This is a genomic window from Streptomyces sp. NPDC015242 (assembly GCF_043079125.1).
Taxonomy (GTDB): Bacteria; Actinomycetota; Actinomycetes; order Streptomycetales; family Streptomycetaceae; genus Streptomyces.
Genome location: NZ_JBIBUF010000002.1, coordinates 1 through 17772, shown reverse-complemented (window position 1 = coordinate 17772; position 17772 = coordinate 1). Strand labels below are relative to the sequence as shown.

At 71.0% G+C, this 17772-nt stretch carries 13 protein-coding genes and 1 pseudogene; 8 read left to right on the top strand and 6 right to left on the bottom strand.

The genetic code is table 11. The annotated features are described in order from the left end of the window. Position 1 precedes the first annotated feature (1 nt). The 4 genes and pseudogenes from ACF07N_RS05545 to ACF07N_RS05530 all read right to left on the bottom strand — a co-directional run bounded on the left by ACF07N_RS05545 (position 2) and on the right by ACF07N_RS05530 (position 6822). On the bottom strand, positions 2 to 1852 hold the full coding sequence (locus ACF07N_RS05545; protein WP_392108838.1) for an ABC transporter substrate-binding protein: 1851 nt from the start codon (positions 1850 to 1852) through the stop codon (positions 2 to 4). A 306-nt stretch (positions 1853 to 2158) separates the two neighbouring features. Further along, the gene (locus ACF07N_RS05540) at positions 2159 to 5428 is read right to left on the bottom strand and encodes an AAA family ATPase (RefSeq protein ID WP_392111031.1); all 3270 of its coding nucleotides are present in this window, start codon (positions 5426 to 5428) and stop codon (positions 2159 to 2161) included. A 528-nt stretch (positions 5429 to 5956) separates the two neighbouring features. Continuing rightward, positions 5957 to 6118 (bottom strand): annotated as a pseudogene (locus tag ACF07N_RS05535) (SCO5717 family growth-regulating ATPase); the annotation flags it as partial. Positions 6119 to 6525: 407 nt separating this feature from the next. Continuing rightward, the gene (locus ACF07N_RS05530) at positions 6526 to 6822 is read right to left on the bottom strand and encodes a DUF397 domain-containing protein (RefSeq protein ID WP_383336466.1); all 297 of its coding nucleotides are present in this window, start codon (positions 6820 to 6822) and stop codon (positions 6526 to 6528) included. A 268-nt stretch (positions 6823 to 7090) separates the two neighbouring features. On the opposite strand from ACF07N_RS05530, the gene rpsO reads away from it, so the two are divergent. The 5 genes from rpsO to ACF07N_RS05505 all read left to right on the top strand — a co-directional run bounded on the left by rpsO (position 7091) and on the right by ACF07N_RS05505 (position 12550). Beyond that, positions 7091 to 7378 (top strand): 30S ribosomal protein S15, encoded by a 288-nt coding sequence (rpsO, locus tag ACF07N_RS05525; protein ID WP_010042739.1) that lies wholly within the window; start codon positions 7091 to 7093, stop codon positions 7376 to 7378. Between the two features lie 327 nt (positions 7379 to 7705). After that, on the top strand, positions 7706 to 9925 hold the full coding sequence (locus ACF07N_RS05520) for a polyribonucleotide nucleotidyltransferase (protein ID WP_383336465.1): 2220 nt from the start codon (positions 7706 to 7708) through the stop codon (positions 9923 to 9925). Beyond that, a complete protein-coding gene (locus ACF07N_RS05515; RefSeq protein WP_392108833.1) occupies positions 9922 to 11301 on the top strand; it encodes a M16 family metallopeptidase in 1380 nt (459 codons plus the stop codon). The genes ACF07N_RS05520 and ACF07N_RS05515 overlap by 4 nt, the downstream gene beginning before the upstream one ends. 28 nt (positions 11302 to 11329) lie before the next feature. Then, positions 11330 to 12082, top strand: a complete 753-nt coding sequence (gene dapB / locus ACF07N_RS05510) for a 4-hydroxy-tetrahydrodipicolinate reductase (protein WP_383336463.1) — start codon at positions 11330 to 11332, stop codon at positions 12080 to 12082. Between the two features lie 12 nt (positions 12083 to 12094). Further along, positions 12095 to 12550, top strand: coding sequence for a hypothetical protein (locus tag ACF07N_RS05505; RefSeq protein ID WP_392108830.1), 456 nt, complete (start codon positions 12095 to 12097; stop codon positions 12548 to 12550). A gap of 72 nt (positions 12551 to 12622) precedes the next feature. Here the strand turns inward: ACF07N_RS05505 and ACF07N_RS05500 are convergent, their stop codons facing one another. Both ACF07N_RS05500 and ACF07N_RS05495 read right to left on the bottom strand, forming a co-directional pair. Next, positions 12623 to 13177 (bottom strand): hypothetical protein, encoded by a 555-nt coding sequence (locus ACF07N_RS05500; RefSeq protein WP_383336461.1) that lies wholly within the window; start codon positions 13175 to 13177, stop codon positions 12623 to 12625. Between the two features lie 113 nt (positions 13178 to 13290). Further along, positions 13291 to 13530 (bottom strand): hypothetical protein, encoded by a 240-nt coding sequence (locus ACF07N_RS05495; RefSeq protein ID WP_383336460.1) that lies wholly within the window; start codon positions 13528 to 13530, stop codon positions 13291 to 13293. Between the two features lie 158 nt (positions 13531 to 13688). Between ACF07N_RS05495 and thyX the strand changes: the two genes are divergently transcribed. The 3 genes from thyX (at position 13689) to ACF07N_RS05480 (ending at position 17376) form a co-directional block, all read left to right on the top strand. Next, complete coding sequence (gene thyX, locus ACF07N_RS05490) at positions 13689 to 14426, top strand: FAD-dependent thymidylate synthase (protein ID WP_392108827.1); 738 nt, start codon at positions 13689 to 13691, stop codon at positions 14424 to 14426. 211 nt (positions 14427 to 14637) lie between these two features. Next, complete coding sequence (gene dapA, locus ACF07N_RS05485) at positions 14638 to 15537, top strand: 4-hydroxy-tetrahydrodipicolinate synthase (RefSeq protein WP_392108825.1); 900 nt, start codon at positions 14638 to 14640, stop codon at positions 15535 to 15537. A gap of 153 nt (positions 15538 to 15690) precedes the next feature. Beyond that, a complete protein-coding gene (locus ACF07N_RS05480; protein ID WP_383336457.1) occupies positions 15691 to 17376 on the top strand; it encodes a ribonuclease J in 1686 nt (561 codons plus the stop codon). Positions 17377 to 17772 lie beyond the last annotated feature (396 nt).

The window sequence follows — 17772 nt, the reverse complement described above, 5'->3', positions numbered from 1 at the left end:
GTCATTCCCGGTCGTCGGCACTGGCCCGGCGACGCACCGCCACGACCGTGCCGAGACCGATGAGCAGGACGAGACTCGTGGCGACGACGGCCACGACCGTGGTGGACGAGCCGCTGGAGGAGTCGCCGGAGTCCGCCGGGACCGCCGACCACCAGCTCCAGTAGCCGTCCTGCCCGTAGATGTTCCCCGCCTTCGCCGGCATCGTCGTGATCGACTCGATCTGGTCCGTCCGGTAGGCCTCGACCGCGTTCGGGTACGCCATGACGTTCATGTACCCGAGGTCGTACAGCCGCGACTCCATCTGCTTGACGATGTCCGCCCGTTTGGCGGGGTCGTACTCGGCGAGCTGGCGGGCGTAGAGCTCGTCGTAGGTCCTGTCGCAGATGAAGTTGTCGGTCGCGCCCGTGTCCTCGGGGGTGGCCGGGAGCGCGCCGCAGGTGTGGATGGAGAGCACGAAGTCCGGGTCGGGGTTCACGGACCAGCCGTCGAACGCCAGGTCGTACGTGCCGGCCAGCCACGGGTCGGTGACGTTGTCCAGGCAGGTGAGCCGGACGCCGATGCCGAGGTCGCCCCACCACTCCTGGAGGTACTTGCCGACCGCCTTGTCGTTCGGGTCGGTGGCGTGGCACAGGACGCGGTAGGAGATCGGCTTCCCGTCCTTCCCGACGCGCTTGCCGTCACCATTCTTCCGGTAACCCGCCCGGTCGAGCAGCTGAGCGGCCTTCGCCGGGTCGTACGCCAGCTTCTGGCTCGCGGAGGGCTTCCAGAAGTAGTCCTGGAAGCGGGGCGGGATGTACCCCTCGCCCTCCACCGCGTGGCCGCGGAACACCTTCTCGATGATGGCCTCGCGGTCCACGGCCATGAACAGCGCGTTGCGCACCCGCCGGTCCAGCAGGGACGGGTGGCCGTCGCCGAACTTCTCGCCGTTCTTCGCCCTCGCGCCCGGGTTGGTGGCCAGGGCGTAGAAGCGGCGGCCGGGGGCGTCGTTGACCTTGATGTCCTCCGCGCCCTTCAGGGACTCCGCCTGGGCCGGCGTCAGGGACGGCGACCCGGCGACGAACGACACCTCGCCCTTGCGCAGCGCCGAGACGGCCGCGTCCTGGTCCTTGTAGTAGCGGAAGACCAGCTCGTCGAACTTCGGCGCCCCGCGCCAGAACGTCTTGTTGGCCTTCAGCCGGACATAGCTGTCGGCCTTGTAGCCGGTCAGCACGAACGGCCCGTTGCCCACGACCGGGAAGCTCTTGTCGTTGTTGAACTCGGAGAAGTCCGAGACCTTCTCCCAGACGTGCTTCGGCACGATCGGCACGTCCAGCGCGGTCATCGTGGCCTGCGGCTTCTTCAGCCGGATCACCAGCTTGGTGGGGCTCGGCGCCGTCACCTTCTCGAAGTTCCCGACGTAGCTGCCGTTCGCGGTGGCCGCGCCGTCGTCCGTCATCATCGTGTTGAACGTCCACGCCGCGTCCTCGGCCGTGACCTGCCGCCCGTCGGACCACTTCGAGTCCGAGCGGATCGTGTACGTCCAGGTCAGCTTGTCCGCCGACGGCTCCCACTTGGTGGCCAGGCCCGGGACCGCGTGACTGTCCTTCGGGTCGTAGTTCGTCAGGTACTCGTACATGAGCCGGTGGATGCTCGTGCTGAGCAGCCGGACCGCCAGGAACGGGCTGAGCGAGTCCACGCTCTGCGCGACCGCGACGGTCAGCACCTTCTTGCCGTCGTCGGCCGCGCGGGCCTGCCGGGGCGCCGGATCGAGCGGGGTCGCGAGCCCGGCGGTGAGGGTGAGCGCCGCCGCACCGGCCGCGGCGACGAGCCTGAGGCCGCGCGGGAGGCTGCGTGTCTGATCGTTCGTGCCCATGGTCGGACCTCGCGTCATCGCTCGGACGGGAAGGACGGGTTGATCAGCTGTCAGGGGATGCTGAGTGTGTATCAGCGGCCGTCTCCACCCGTCAACGGCGCGTTCACCCCTTGTGGCCTGCGGAAATAACGAATTGGCGAGCTTTTCCGGCCCATTGGTGGAGACCACTGACGCGCCCCTGGCCAGGGCCTGGCAACGGATTTCACGCCGGACGGTCCCCGAACGGAGGACGGCCCGCGCCGAATCGGAACGGCGCGGGCCGGAACGGGGATCGGCCCCTCGAAAGGGGCCGACCGGGTGAGGCGATTACTGCATCGGGGGCGGGGGCGGCGGGGTCTGACCCGGACCGCCGGGCTGCCCCGGGTCACCGGGCTGCCCCGGCTGCGGGTAACCGTAGCCGGGCTGCGGCGGGACGGCCGGGGGCTGTCCCGGCTGTCCTGGCTGGGGCTGCTGCGGGTAGGGCGGCTGCCCCGGCTGACCCGCGGCCTGGGGGTACGGCTGCTGGCCCGGCTGGGCGTAGGGCTGGCCGGGCTGGGGGTACGGCTGCCCCGGGTGCTGCGGGTGTTGCGGGTACGGGCCCGGCTGCTGCTGTCCGGGGTGGGGAGGCTGACCGGGAACCGGCTGACCGGGAACCGGCTGACCGGGAACGGGCTGGCCCGGAATCGGCTGGCCGGGGACGTGCTGGCCCGGCAGCGGCGGGGCGGCGACCGGCGGCGGGTTGCCGTCGGAGGTCCACAGGCCGTGCGACTGCTGGTGCCGGACGAAGTCCTCGGCCACCATCGCCGCGAGGTTGAAGTACGCCTCGCGCACCTTCGGCCGCATCATGTCGAGGTCGACCTCCGCACCGGCGGCCAGGTGCTCGTCGAACGGCACGACGATGACGCCCCGGCAGCGCGTCTCGAAGTGGGACACGATGTCCTCGACCTTGATCATCTTTCCGGTCTCGCGTACCCCGGAGATCACGGTGAGGGACCGCGAGACGAGGTCGGCGTACCCGTGCGCCGACAGCCAGTCCAGCGTGGTGCTCGCACTGCTCGCCCCGTCCACGGACGGCGTCGAGATGATGATGAGCTGGTCGGCGAGGTCGAGGACCCCGCGCATGGCGCTGTAGAGCAGGCCGGTGCCCGAGTCGGTCAGGATGATCGGGTACTGCTTGCCGAGCACGTCGATCGCGCGCCGGTAGTCCTCGTCGTTGAACGTGGTGGACACGGCCGGGTCGACGTCGTTGGCGATGATCTCCAGACCGGAGGGCGCCTGTGACGTGAAGCGCCGGATGTCCATGTACGAGTTCAGGTACGGGATCGCCTGGACGAGGTCGCGGATGGTCGCCCCGGTCTCCCGCCGCACCCGGCGCCCGAGGGTGCCCGCGTCCGGGTTGGCGTCGATCGCGAGGATCTTGTCCTGCCGCTCGGTGGCGAGCGTGGAGCCGAGCGCGGTGGTCGTGGTCGTCTTGCCGACGCCGCCCTTGAGGCTGATCACCGCGATCCGGTAGCAGGACAGGACGGGCGTGCGGATCAGCTCCAGCTTGCGCTGCCGCTCGGCCTCCTCCTTCTTGCCGCCGATCTTGAAGCGCCCGCCACCGGCCGCCGGACGGCTGCTCTTCGCCTTCTGCTTCTTGCTGTTGAGCAGACGGTCCGAGGACAGCTCCACGGCAGCGGTGTAACCGAGCGGTGCGGCGCCGGGGTTGGTCGGCTGCCGCTGGTCGTGCTGCATCGGCTGCGGCCAGGCGGTACCGGTGCGGGGGTCGACCGGGGGCTGCGGCTGACCGGGGTGCCCCGCCTGGACGGGCTGCCCGGACGGCTGCGGGCCACCCGGCTGCGGGGGCTGGGCCTGCGGGGGCACGCCGGGGTGCTGAAGGGGCACACCGGGCTGGGGCTGGGACTGCGCGGGCTGAGGCTGCGCGGGCTGGGGCTGCTGAGGGAAGCCGTAGCCGCCCTGGGGGCCCGGCGCCACAGGGGCCGGGGCCGGGGCGCCGGGGTGCGGGAACCCGTATCCGCCCTGCGCGTCGGGGGCGGGGGCGGGCGGGGTGCCGGGCTGCTGCGCCGCTGCCGCCGGCGGTTGCGGCGTGCCGGCGGGGGCGGGGCCGCCGGGGTGCGGGAACCCGTATCCGCCCTGCGGGTTCGGAGCAGGGGTCGACGCGGCGGGCTGCTGCTGGGCCGGGGGCATGCCGGGCTGCGGCTGCGGGCCGGCGGGGGCGGGTGCGCCGGGGTGCGGGAAGCCGTAACCGGCCTGGGCGTCCGGGGCCGGGGCCGACGGCTGCGGGGCGGTGGTTGGAGCCGGGGCGCCGGGGTGGGGGAAGCCGTAGCCGCCGGGCTGAGGCGCGGGCGCGGGCTGAGCGGGCGGCTGGTTCGGCGGCGTCGGCATGCCCGGCTGGTTCCACGCGGCGGGCGCGGGCTGCGGCGCCTGCGGCTGGAACGGCGGCTGCTGGGCCGGCACCGACGGCTGAGGCGGCACCGGCGGCTCTCCCTGGGCAGCGGCCGGCTGGGGCTGGGGCTGCGCGTCCGTCGGCCGGGCCGGCGGTGGGGACTGCTGCGGTTGCTGCTGAGGCTGAGCGGGCCACTCGCTCGCCGGTGCCGGAGCGGCCGGCTGATACGAGGGCGGCAGCGGGGGGACGCCCTGCGGGGCCGGGGGAGTCCAGGCCTGCTGGGCATCGGACGGCGCGGGCACGGCGGCGTCCTGCGGCGCGCGGTGCTCGTCCTCGTCCTTGTCCCCGGCTTCGGGAGAGGCCTCGGCGGGCACGGCGTCCGACGGCTCGTCGTCCGCGGGCCCGGCGTCCTCGGGCACGAGGTCCGCCGGCTCGGCGTCCGAGAGGGGGGCGTCGTCGGTCACCGGCGAGCCGGCGTCCGCGGCGTCGGCCATCTCGGCGACGGCCGGGGGCTCACCCGCGGGCACGGCATCGGCCGGGGCCGCGTCGGCCGGGCCCTCGCCCGTGTCGTCCGCAGGGACGGCGTCGGCGGGAACCGCGTCCGTGGGGGCGGCTTCCTCGGGCACCGCGTCCCCGGGAACGGCGTCGACCGGCTCGGCGTCCGCGGATGCCGTCTCCTCCTCCGGCGCGGCGTCCTCCGGCGCGGCGTCCTCGGACACCGGCTCGTCGCTCTCCGCCTGCGGGCCTTCTTCATCTGGAGCGCTGTCCGCCACGACGGTCACCGCAGGTTCGGCGTCCCCGGACCCGGTGTCCCCGGACCCGGTGTCCCCGGACCCGGCGTCCTCGGCCCCTGCCCCTTCGGAAACGGCGCTGTCCACACGGTCGCCCGCGCCGGACGCGTCGACGGCATCCGCCGCTTCCTCCGCGCTGTCGTCCGCAGCCCCCTTCTCCACGTCCCGGCCCTCGTCGGCCGAGTCCGACCGCGCCTCGGCCGCCTCGGCACGCTCCGCGATCTCCCGCTTCAGCGCGACGGCGGAGAAGCGCATGGTCGCGCCGCTCTCCAGGTCACCGTCGGAGGACCCGGACTCTTCGGGGGCAGGCGCGTCCGGAGCGCCCGGAGCGTCCTGCGGGGCCGGAGCCGCCGGAGCCGCCTCCGGCTGAGCGGGCGGCGTCCACTGCGCCTGATAGCCACCGACCGGGATGTTCGGCACGGCCGTGGGAGACGCCGGACCGGATACGGGCTCCTCCGCCCGCCCGTCGGACTGGTCGGACCGGGCCGCCTGCGGCTCGAACCCCGTGGGCAGCCTGGGAACGCCGGACGGCCCCCCGGCAGACGGCGCGGGAGGCGTGAAGGGCGCACCCGGAGCGGGCGCGGGAGGAGTGAAGGGCGCACCCGGAGCAGGCGCGGGAGGCGTGAACGGAGCACCCGGAGCGGGCGGAGGCACAGGAGGCGTGAAGGGCGCCCCGGGCGCCGGAGCCGGCCCGGGAACGGACGCGTGCCCACCGGAGGGGGACGGCCCACTGGAAGGAACAGGCGGATACGCGTACCCCCCGGAGGGATTCGCGTGCGGCGGCGGCGTCAGACCGGGCAGCGGAGGAACCGGCCCCTTCGGCGCACCGGCAGGGCCACTCCCGGCGGCATCCCCGGACGCGCCGGGCCCTGCGGCCGCACCCGGGGAAGAGGACTCCCCGGACGCCCCCGCGCCCGGCCCCTGCCCCGAACTCCCCGAGGCGTTCTGCGTGTACCAGGCGGGCGGCGCGTAGTCGATGGTGAACTCGCCCGTCACCTCTGCCGCGGACTCCGCGTCGGGCTGGTCATCGCCGGGTGTCGCCCAGCCCCCGCGGATCCCGTCCCGATCGCTGCTCACAGTGTTCCTCCTGGTGTGGTCGAGCACCCTCATGCCGTGCTGGGGCGACCCTTGCTTGTCGTCCGACGTCGTGCGAAGCCGTGCGAAGTCGTATGAGGCGTACCGAGGTCGTCCGAGGCAGTCGATCCACAAACTCCCCCGTGTTCCCCCTGGGACACCGACGCCCGCTCCACGGATTCCGGCGCCGCGCCCCGTCCCAGCCTAATCACCACAAGCCCCGCCCCGGCAGGCCCGTCCACCCCCGAGCACCTGTCCGCCGCGTCACAACCTGCACGGAAGGTGCCCCGAAGTGACGTACACGGCACACACGTTGCGGAACAAAAAGGGGCGAGAAACGTGAAGAACCCGAAACCCCCTTGTCCGGAAGGCCGTTGCGCCCCCGGACAGCACAACGAGGGGCGGCCGTCCTCCGGCTCACCCCTCGCTCCGCGTCCGCGCGTCTACTGCCCGGCCGGGGACCCTCCGCCCCGCTGCCGCGGCTCCAGGTCGAACTCCCCGTCCCGCGCTCCCAGCACGAAGGCCCTCCACTCCGCCTCCGTGTACCGCAGCACCGTCCCCGGGTCGAGGGAGGACCGCATCGCGACGGCCCCCTCGGGCAGGTACGCGATCTCGACCCGCTCCTCGTGCTCCTCGGTGCCCGGCGCGCAGTGCCACTCCACTCCGGAGATGTCGAGGGCGTAGAGCTCGTCCCGCTCCCGCTCCTTGCGTGCCTTGATCTCCTCAGCCGTCTCCGCCATGCCGCAGCGACCCCTTCCCGACGTACGAACGATCCGAGCCCGCCCACCCTAGTGGCCCCCTCCGCCCCGGCCGGGAGCTTCCGGGACCAGGGCAAAAAGGCCCCCGACCACCTGGTACTCTGGTCGACGGCCGTTTGTGTACGCACCCCCGGAACCAGCCGTTCTGGAGGCCGCGCCCAGCGGATCCCCGCCTTCCGAGTCATGGAAGCTCCCCCGAGAAGCAGACCGGGGGCACTCGGTGGCCATCGCAGACCAATGAGGAGTACGCGTGTCGCTCGACGCCGCTACGAAGAAGCAGATCATGTCCGAGTTCGGTACCAAGGAGGGCGACACCGGCTCCCCCGAGGTCCAGGTCGCTCTGCTGTCCCGTCGGATCTCCGACCTGACCGAGCACCTCAAGACCCACAAGCACGACCACCACTCCCGCCGTGGCCTGCTGATCCTCGTGGGTCAGCGTCGCCGCCTTCTCCAGTACCTGGCGAAGAAGGACATCCAGCGCTTCCGTGCGCTGGTCGACCGCCTCGGCATCCGCCGCGGTGCGGCGGGCGCCAAGTAAGACGCCGTGAAGGGAGCGGTTCCCGGGAGAAACGGGGCCGCTCCCTTTGCTGTACGCGCGCACCTGTACGTCCTGTACGTGCGGAGTGTCACCGCCCCTTTGTAGTGTGGTAGCACAACGCACGACGGACGACACAGCACGACCAGAAGAAGAGGAGAGGCGCACCACGCCGCCGCCGGTCCTCGGTAGTGGCCCCCGGGGGGAAGCGAGCCCCGGGTGCTTCGATCGAAGACCGGCCCGCACAGCACGGCGCGCATCTCCGGAATGTCCCCCTGCCACACGGGCAGTCGAGGGACAGAAGACGACAAGCAAACGGAGAGATCGCTAGTGGAGAACGAGACCCACTACGCCGAGGCCGTCATCGACAACGGCGCCTTCGGCACCCGCACCATCCGCTTCGAGACGGGCCGCCTGGCCAAGCAGGCCGCCGGCTCCGCCGTGGCGTACCTGGACGACGACACCATGGTGCTGTCGGCCACCACCGCCTCCAAGAACCCCAAGGACCAGCTCGACTTCTTCCCGCTCACGGTGGACGTCGAGGAGCGGATGTACGCCGCCGGCAAGATCCCCGGCAGCTTCTTCCGCCGTGAGGGCCGCCCCTCCGAGGACGCCATCCTCACCTGCCGCCTCATCGACCGCCCGCTGCGCCCGTCCTTCAAGAAGGGCCTGCGCAACGAGATCCAGGTCGTCGCCACGATCATGGCGCTCAACCCCGACCACCTGTACGACGTCGTGGCGATCAACGCCGCCTCCGCGTCCACGCAGCTGGCCGGCCTGCCCTTCTCCGGCCCGATCGGCGGCGTCCGCGTCGCGCTGATCAACGGCCAGTGGGTGGCCTTCCCGACGCACACCGAGCTCGAGGACGCCGTCTTCGACATGGTCGTCGCGGGCCGCACGCTGGAGGACGGCGACGTCGCGATCATGATGGTCGAGGCCGAGGCCACCGAGAAGACGATCCAGCTGGTCAAGGGCGGCGCCGAGGCCCCGACCGAGGAGGTCGTCGCCGCCGGTCTGGAAGCCGCGAAGCCCTTCATCAAGGTGCTCTGCAAGGCCCAGGCCGACCTCGCCGCGAAGGCCGCCAAGCCGACCGCCGAGTTCCCGATCTTCCTCGACTACCAGGACGACGTCCTGGAGGCGCTCACCGCCGCGGTCAAGCCCGAGCTCGCCCAGGCGCTCACCATCGCCGGCAAGCAGGAGCGCGAGGCCGAGCTGGACCGCGTCAAGCAGCTCGCCGCCGAGAAGCTCCTGCCGGAGTTCGAGGGCCGCGAGAAGGAGATCTCCGCCGCGTACCGCTCGCTCACCAAGCAGCTGGTCCGCGAGCGCGTGATCAAGGAGAAGAAGCGCATCGACGGCCGCGGGCTGACGGACATCCGTACGCTCGCCGCCGAGGTCGAGGCCATCCCGCGGGTCCACGGCTCCGCCGTGTTCGAGCGTGGCGAGACCCAGATCCTGGGCGTCACCACCCTGAACATGCTCCGCATGGAGCAGCAGCTGGACACCCTCTCCCCGGTGACCCGCAAGCGCTACATGCACAACTACAACTTCCCGCCGTACTCGACCGGCGAGACCGGCCGCGTCGGCTCCCCGAAGCGCCGCGAGATCGGTCACGGCGCCCTCGCCGAGCGCGCCCTGATCCCGGTCCTGCCGACCCGCGAGGAGTTCCCCTACGCGATCCGCCAGGTCTCCGAGGCGCTGAGCTCGAACGGCTCGACGTCCATGGGCTCGGTCTGCGCCTCCACCATGTCGCTGCTGAACGCCGGTGTGCCCCTGAAGGCCCCCGTCGCCGGTATCGCCATGGGCCTGATCTCGCAGGAGATCGAGGGCGAGACGCACTACGTCACCCTCACCGACATCCTCGGTGCGGAGGACGCCTTCGGCGACATGGACTTCAAGGTCGCCGGCACCAAGGAGTTCGTGACCGCCCTCCAGCTCGACACCAAGCTGGACGGCATCCCCGCCTCCGTCCTGGGCGCGGCCCTGAAGCAGGCCCGTGACGCCCGCCTCCACATCCTCGACGTGATGATGGAAGCGATCGACACCCCGGACGAGATGTCCCCGAACGCCCCGCGGATCATCACCGTCAAGATCCCCGTGGACAAGATCGGTGAGGTCATCGGCCCCAAGGGCAAGATGATCAACCAGATCCAGGAGGACACGGGCGCCGAGATCACCATCGAGGACGACGGCACGATCTACATCGGTGCCGCCGACGGCCCCTCCGCGGAGGCCGCCCGCGCCACGATCAACGGCATCGCCAACCCGACGATGCCCGAGGTCGGCGAGCGCTACCTCGGTACGGTCGTGAAGACGACCACCTTCGGCGCGTTCGTCTCCCTGCTGCCCGGCAAGGACGGTCTGCTGCACATCTCGCAGATCCGCAAGCTGGCCGGCGGCAAGCGCGTGGAGAACGTCGAGGACGTCCTCGGTGTGGGCCAGAAGGTCCAGGTCGAGATCGCCGAGATCGACTCCCGCGGCAAGCTCTCCCTGATCCCCGTGATCGAGGGCGAGGAAGGCGACGAGACGAAGAAGGACGACGCCGACCAGTGACGTCCCGTGGCTCCAAGGCGACGGCCCGCACCTCCTCGGAGGCGCGGGCCGTCGCCCGTACCCAAACCCTCATCAAGGGCGAGAACGGCATCGGCACGGTCCGCAAGACCACCCTCCCGGGCGGCCTGCGCATCGTCACCGAGACCCTGCCCTCGGTCCGCTCCGCCACCTTCGGCATCTGGGCGCACGTCGGCTCCCGCGACGAGACCCCGGCCCTGAACGGCGCCACCCACTACCTGGAGCACCTGCTCTTCAAGGGCACGAACCGCAGGTCCGCCCTGGACATCTCCTCCGCCGTCGACGCGGTCGGCGGCGAGATGAACGCGTTCACGGCGAAGGAGTACACGTGCTACTACGCACGCGTGCTCGACACGGACCTGCCGCTCGCCATCGACGTCGTCTGCGACATGCTGACCGGCTCGCTCATCCTCGAAGAGGACGTCGACGTCGAGCGCGGCGCCATCCTCGAAGAGATCGCCATGACCGAGGACGACCCGGGCGACTGCGTGCACGACCTGTTCGCGCACACGATGTTCGGCGACAACCCCCTCGGCCGCCCGGTCCTCGGCACGGTCGACACGGTCAACGCCCTCACCGCCGACCGCATCCGCCGCTTCTACAAGAAGCACTACGACCCGACCCACCTGGTCGTCGCCTGCGCCGGCAACATCGACCACGCCAAGGTCGTCCGGCAGGTCCGCGCCGCCTTCGAGAAGGCCGGCGCGTTCCAGGACCTCACGGCCGAGCCCGTCGCCCCGCGCGGCGGCAAGCGCGCCGTGCGCACCGCCGGCCGCGTCGAGCTGGTCGACCGCAGGACCGAGCAGGCCCACGTCGTGCTCGGCATGCCGGGCCTGTCCCGCACCGACGAGCGCCGCTGGGCCCTGGGCGTGCTGAACACCGCCCTCGGCGGCGGCATGTCCTCCCGCCTCTTCCAGGAGGTACGGGAGAAGCGCGGCCTGGCTTACAGCGTGTACTCGTACACGTCCGGCTTCGCCGACTGCGGCCTCTTCGGCGTCTACGCCGGCTGCCGGCCCTCCCAGGTGCACGACGTGCTGAAGATCTGCCGCGACGAACTCGACCACGTCGCCGAGCACGGCCTCACCGACGACGAGATCGCCCGGGCCATCGGCCAGCTCCAGGGCTCCACGGTCCTCGGCCTGGAGGACACGGGCGCGCTGATGAACCGTATCGGCAAGAGCGAGCTGTGCTGGGGCGAGCAGATGTCCGTCGACGACATGCTGTCCCGGATAGCGTCGGTCACCCCGGACGACGTCCGCGCGGTCGCCGGCGAGATCCTGGGACGCAAGCCCTCCCTGTCGGTCATCGGCCCGCTGAAGGACAAACAGGCGGCCCGCCTGAACGACGCCGTCGCCTGACCAACCCCTGGTGAAAGAAGCACAAGAGATGAGCAAGCTGCGCGTGGCGGTCCTCGGCGCCAAGGGCCGGATCGGCTCCGAAGCCGTCCGGGCCGTCGAGGCCGCCGAGGACATGGAGCTGGTCGCCGCCCTCGGCCGGGGCGACAAGCTGGAGACGCTGACCGAGGCCGGCGCCCAGGTCGCGGTCGAGCTGACCACGCCCGACTCGGTCATGGCCAACCTCGACTTCCTGGTCGGCCACGGCATCCACGCGGTCGTCGGCACCACCGGCTGGACCGAGGAGCGCCTCGCGCAGCTGACCAGCGGGCTGGAGAAGTCCCCGGGCACGGGCGTGCTCATCGCGCCGAACTTCTCCATCGGGGCCGTCCTCACCATGAAGTTCGCGCAGCTCGCCGCCCCGTACTTCGAGTCCGTCGAGGTCGTCGAACTGCACCACCCGAACAAGGTCGACGCCCCCTCCGGCACCGCCACGCGCACCGCGCAGCTCATCGCCGAGGCCCGCCGCGCCGCCGGCACCGCCCCGGCCCCCGACGCCACGGCCACCGCCCTCGACGGTGCCCGCGGCGCCGACGTCGACGGCGTCCCGGTGCACGCGGTCCGGCTGCGCGGACTCCTCGCCCACCAGGAGGTCCTGCTCGGCGGCGAGGGCGAGACCCTGACGATCCGGCACGACTCGCTCCACCACAGCAGCTTCATGCCGGGCATCCTGCTCGGCGTCCGCCGCGTGGTGGGCACCCCGGGCCTGACCTTCGGCCTGGAACACTTCCTGGACCTGAACTGAGCCCCTGACGTCATGCGCGCGAAGCTCACCTACGCCCTCACGGCAGCCGTCCTGGTCGTCTACTTCGTCCTGGTCGGCAGCCGCGGCGTCCTGCTCATCGAGACCGGCACGCCCGTCACCGTCACCTTTGGCGTGGCCGTGCTGATCCTGCCGGGCATCGGCCTGTGGTTCCTGTGGAAGAACACCCAGTTCGTCCGCAGGGCCAACGCCCTCGCCGCCGAACTCGACGCCGAGGGCGGCCTGCCCGTCGACGAGTTGAAGCGCACCCCCAGCGGCCGTATCGACCGGGACTCGGCCGACGAGGTCTTCGCCCGGCGCAAGGCCGAGACGGAGGCCGCCCCCGACGACTGGCGCACCTGGTTCCGCCTGGCCGTGGCCTACCACGACGCCCGCGACACCCCGCGCGCCCGCAAGGCGATGCAGCGCGCCATCGCCCTGCACGACGGCAGGCAGCCCGGGACGGCCTGAGACCGGACCTCCTCATGCCGATGGGGCCGGACCGCACAAGCGGTCCGGCCCCATCGGCACGACAGCGGGACGTCAGTGCGGGCGGTACTCGTCCGCCCAGGCCTCCACCGAGTCGGCCGCCCGGTCGAAGGCCTCCGTGCGGCCCAGGAAGTCCAGGTCGTGCGTGGACATCAGCGGCGGCACACCGTCCGCCGCCCGGCCCTGCCACGTCAGCAGCAGCGCCTGTCCCTGCACGGTCCGGGGGAGCCCCAGCCAGCGCACCGGCTGCTGCGCCGTGCGCACGGAGACGACCTGCTCCCAGGGCGCCGTACGCGTGGTCAGGAAAGCCACCTGGCGCAGCCCGCGCGCACTCACCCACACGCCCACGCGCAACAGCCGCAGCGCGGCGGCGATGACCAGCAGCGCGAGGCCGAAGACCAGACCGGCCGAACCCAGGTCGGCCGTCGCCGCGATGATGACGGCGGCGAACAGCACGAAGGAGGCGAGCAGCAGCGCGAGCGCCGCGGCCGCCACCCGCCAGGGCCCGGGCCGGTACGGCCGCCGCCACCGGTCACGGTCGTCGTAAGGGAGCGGAACGTCGTCCGCCGCCTCGAAAACGCGGTCGGCCGTCAGAAAGGGCAGGGGCACGGCGGGTCCTCACTCGATCCATGCGCGGGCTGTGCCCGGTGAGGCTACCGATCTGTGTCCCGGGTCACCACCGGCGGGGGGCCGGATGGAGTCACCGCCGGCCCTGGGGCGGTTCAGCGCCTCTCGGACGCCTGGGAGTGCTGCGGCTGCTGGGCCGAGTGGTCGGGCGACAGCGCGGGCGTCCCGATGACCAGGGACCCCACGAGTCCCGCCACGATGGTGAGTCCCATGAGCCATCGGCCGGCCATCTGGCCGACGGACAGCCGCTCGGGCGGCGGGGGAGTGACATTGCTGCGGAACCTGTCGGCCTCGGCGACGAAGGCGAACGGTACGGGTTCACGCCGACCGGACATCAGGGGTGCGTCTCCCTTCGAGGGTGGAACGGATCACGTGCATCTGTAGAGACGAACGAACTCCCACAGAGGTGCCCTGTTTCACCGACTTCATTGCGGCCCGTCACCAAACGTAGAGTGGCGTCGCCAAGAGACGCGATGGGAAGGCCCTGCGAACCGTGACCGACACCCCCGACGACTTCAAGATCGACCTGCGCAGTGATGTCACCGTCGAGCTGGTGAAACACAGCGCGGCCGACTCCGACGTGCTCTTCGCGGCACGGGTTTCCACCCTGGGGGAGCAGTCCCTTGACGAGCTGAAGAAGGACCCCGAGCGCTCCAAGGGCCTGATCAACTACCTGATGCGGGACCGGCACGGTAGCCCCTTCGAGCACAACTCGATGACCTTCCTCATCAGCGCCCCGATCTTCGTCTTCCGCGAGTTCATGCGGCACCGCGTCGGCTGGTCGTACAACGAGGAAAGCGGCCGCTACCGGGAGCTCCAGCCGGTCTTCTACGTCCCGGACACCTCCCGGAAGCTGATCCAGCAGGGACGGCCCGGCAAGTACGAGTTCGTCGAGGGCACCCCCGAGCAGCACCGGCTGGTCGGCGAGGCCATGGAGGCCTCCTACCGCCAGGCCTACGTGAGGTACCAGGAGATGCTCGCCGCCGGCGTCGCCCGTGAGGTCGCCCGCGCGGTCCTGCCCGTCGGCCTGTACTCCTCCATGTACGCCACCTGCAACGCCCGCTCGCTGATGCACTTCCTCGGCCTGCGCACCCAGCACGAGCTGGCCAAGGTGCCGTCCTTCCCGCAGCGCGAGATCGAGATGGTCGGCGAGAAGATGGAGGCCGAGTGGGCCCGGCTCATGCCGCTCACCTACGCCGCCTTCAACGCCAACGGACGCGTGGCGCCGTAACACGGCCCGCTTCCCCGGTCAGGCACAGATGTACGGTTCAGCCGTGCGAAGTGTCCGTATTGCGGCATTTCTAGAAGTTCATCTAGCCTGATCAAACGGGTCCGGCACTGCTTGAACCCCCGAGCAGGCAGTGCCGGGCTCCACCTTTGTCACGACCTGTCGCCCGCCCCGAGGGCAGACCCGGTCCTGAGCAACGAGTAGCGTGTAACCCATGGCTCCGACCTCGACTCCGCAGACCCCCTTCGGGCGGGTCCTCACCGCCATGGTCACGCCCTTCACGGCGGACGGCGCACTCGACCTCGACGGCGCTCAGCGACTCGCGACCCACCTGGTGGACGCAGGCAACGACGGCCTGATCATCAACGGCACCACCGGCGAGTCCCCGACCACCAGCGACGCGGAGAAAGCGGACCTCGTACGGGCCGTCCTGGAAGCCGTCGGCGACCGCGCCCACGTCGTGGCCGGAGTCGGCACCAACGACACCCACCACAGCATCGAACTCGCCCGCGCGGCGGAGCGCACCGGCGCCCACGGCCTGCTCGTCGTGACGCCGTACTACAACAAGCCCCCGCAGGAGGGCCTGTACCGGCACTTCACGGCCGTCGCCGACGCCACCGGCCTGCCGGTCATGCTCTACGACATCCCCGGCCGCAGCGGTGTCCCGATCAACACCGAGACGCTCGTCCGCCTCGCCGAGCACCCGCAGATCGTCGCCAACAAGGACGCCAAGGGCGACCTCGGCCGCGCCAGCTGGGCCATCGCCCGCTCCGGCCTCGCCTGGTACTCCGGCGACGACATGCTGAACCTGCCGCTCCTCTCCGTCGGCGCGGTCGGCTTCGTCTCCGTCGTCGGCCACGTGGTCACGCCCGAGCTGCGCGCCCTGGTCGACGCGTACACCTCGGGCGACGTCCAGAAGGCCACCGAGATCCACCAGAAGCTGCTCCCCGTCTACACGGGCATGTTCCGCACCCAGGGCGTGATGACCACCAAGGCGGCGCTCGCCCTCAAGGGCCTGCCCTCCGGACCCCTGCGCGCCCCCATGGTGGAGTGCGCGCCGGACGAGATCGAGCAACTCAAGATCGATCTTGCCGCCGGCGGGGTAGAGCTCTGACACCAGACTTCGCGCGGCCTCCGCGTATGTGCTTCACAACTGAATAAGCGGGCCACCGGTGCCCGCACACCCCACACGACAACTGCTTCTGCACGAACGTCACGCGCGCCACGTGCCCCACCGGTACGTGGCGCGCGTGGTGAGGAGAGTCTTTTGAGTCATCCGCACCCCGAACTCAGCCCGCCCCCGCCCCTCCCCGAAGGCGGCCTGCGGGTCACCCCGCTCGGCGGCCTCGGCGAGATCGGCCGCAACATGACGGTCTTCGAGTACGGAGGCCGCCTGCTGATCGTCGACTGCGGAGTGCTCTTCCCCGAGGAGGAGCAGCCCGGAATCGACCTGATCCTGCCGGACTTCTCGTCCATCAGGGACCGCCTCGACGACATCGAGGGCATCGTCCTCACGCACGGCCACGAGGACCACATCGGCGGCGTCCCCTTCCTCCTGCGCGAGAAGCCGGACATCCCGCTGATCGGCTCCAAGCTGACCCTCGCCCTCATCGAGGCCAAGCTCCAGGAGCACCGCATCCGCCCCTACACCCTGGAGGTGGCGGAGGGGCACCGCGAGCGCATCGGCCCCTTCGACTGCGAGTTCGTCGCGGTCAACCACTCCATCCCGGACGCGCTGGCCGTGGCCATCCGCACCCCCGCGGGCATGGCCGTCCACACCGGCGACTTCAAGATGGACCAGCTCCCGCTGGACGGCCGCCTCACGGACCTCCACGCCTTCGCGCGCCTGAGCGAGGAGGGCATCGACCTCCTCCTGTCGGACTCGACGAACGCCGAGGTCCCCGGGTTCGTCCCGCCGGAGCGGGACATCTCCAACGTCCTGCGGCAGGTCTTCGCCGGAGCCCGCAAGCGCATCATCGTCGCGAGCTTCGCCAGCCACGTCCACCGCATCCAGCAGATCCTGGACGCCGCGCACGAGTACGGCCGCCGGGTCGCCTTCGTGGGCCGCTCCATGGTCCGCAACATGGGCATCGCCCGTGACCTCGGCTACCTCAAGGTCCCGCCGGGCCTGGTCGTGGACGTCAAGACGCTCGACGACCTCCCCGACAGCGAAGTCGTCCTGGTCTGCACGGGCTCCCAGGGCGAGCCGATGGCGGCCCTGTCCCGGATGGCCAACCGCGACCACCAGATCCGCATCGTCCAGGGCGACACGGTGATCCTGGCGTCGTCCCTGATCCCCGGCAACGAGAACGCGGTCTACCGCGTGATCAACGGCCTCACCCGCTGGGGCGCCAACGTGGTCCACAAGGGCAACGCCAAGGTCCACGTCTCCGGCCACGCCTCCGCGGGCGAACTGCTGTACTTCTACAACATCTGCCGCCCCAGGAACCTGATGCCGGTGCACGGCGAATGGCGCCACCTGCGCGCCAACGCGGAACTCGGCGCCCTGACCGGCGTCCCGCACGACCGCATCGTCATCGCGGAGGACGGCGTCGCCGTCGACCTCGTCGAGGGCAAGGCCAAGATCTCCGGCAAGGTCCAGGCGGGCTACGTCTACGTCGACGGCCTCTCGGTCGGCGACGTCGGCGAGCCGGCCCTGAAGGACCGGAAGATCCTCGGCGACGAGGGCATCATCTCGGTCTTCGTCGTCATCGACGCCTCCACCGGGAAGATCACCGGAGGCCCGCACATCCAGGCCCGCGGCTCGGGCATCGAGGACTCCGCCTTCGGCGACGTGATCCCCCGGATCACCGAGGTACTCGAACGCTCGGCGCAGGACGGCGTGGTCGAACCCCACCAGCTGCAGCAGCTCGTGCGCCGCACGCTGGGCAAGTGGGTCTCCGACACGTACCGGCGCCGGCCGATGATCCTGCCCGTGGTGGTGGAGGTCTGACGGTCCGTCGGCTCCGAGCCGGGACCAATTGGGAGCGGGGCGCCTCGATTTGCATCGGGGCGCCCCGCTCCAGTACGTTTACAACTCCTCCCGACGGGGCACCCGAGCCAACTCAGGCAACGGGGACCATGCCCGGCCGGGGCGGGAAAATCCGACTCAGAACTTCTGATAAAGTCGGAACCGCCGGAAAGGGAAACGCGGAAGCGGAAACCTGGAAAGCACCGAGGAAATCGGGTCGAGAAAAGATCTGATAGAGTCAGAAACGCAAGACCGAAGGGAAGCGCCCGGAGGAAAGCCCGAAAGGGTGAGTACAAAGGAAGCGACCGTTCCTTGAGAACTCAACAGCGTGCCAAAAGTCAACGCCAGATATGTTGATACCCCGTCCATCGGACAACC

Excerpts from the sequence above, each read along its gene's own strand:
- ACF07N_RS05545 (WP_392108838.1), bottom strand. The coding sequence starts at position 1,852 with ATGGGCACGAACGATCAGACACGCAGCCTCCCGCGCGGCCTCAGGCTC.
- ACF07N_RS05530 (WP_383336466.1), bottom strand. The coding sequence starts at position 6,822 with ATGGCGGAGACGGCTGAGGAGATCAAGGCACGCAAGGAGCGGGAGCGG.
- dapB (WP_383336463.1), top strand. The coding sequence starts at position 11,330 with ATGAGCAAGCTGCGCGTGGCGGTCCTCGGCGCCAAGGGCCGGATCGGC.
- ACF07N_RS05505 (WP_392108830.1), top strand. The coding sequence starts at position 12,095 with ATGCGCGCGAAGCTCACCTACGCCCTCACGGCAGCCGTCCTGGTCGTC.
- ACF07N_RS05495 (WP_383336460.1), bottom strand. The coding sequence starts at position 13,530 with ATGTCCGGTCGGCGTGAACCCGTACCGTTCGCCTTCGTCGCCGAGGCC.
- dapA (WP_392108825.1), top strand. The coding sequence starts at position 14,638 with ATGGCTCCGACCTCGACTCCGCAGACCCCCTTCGGGCGGGTCCTCACC.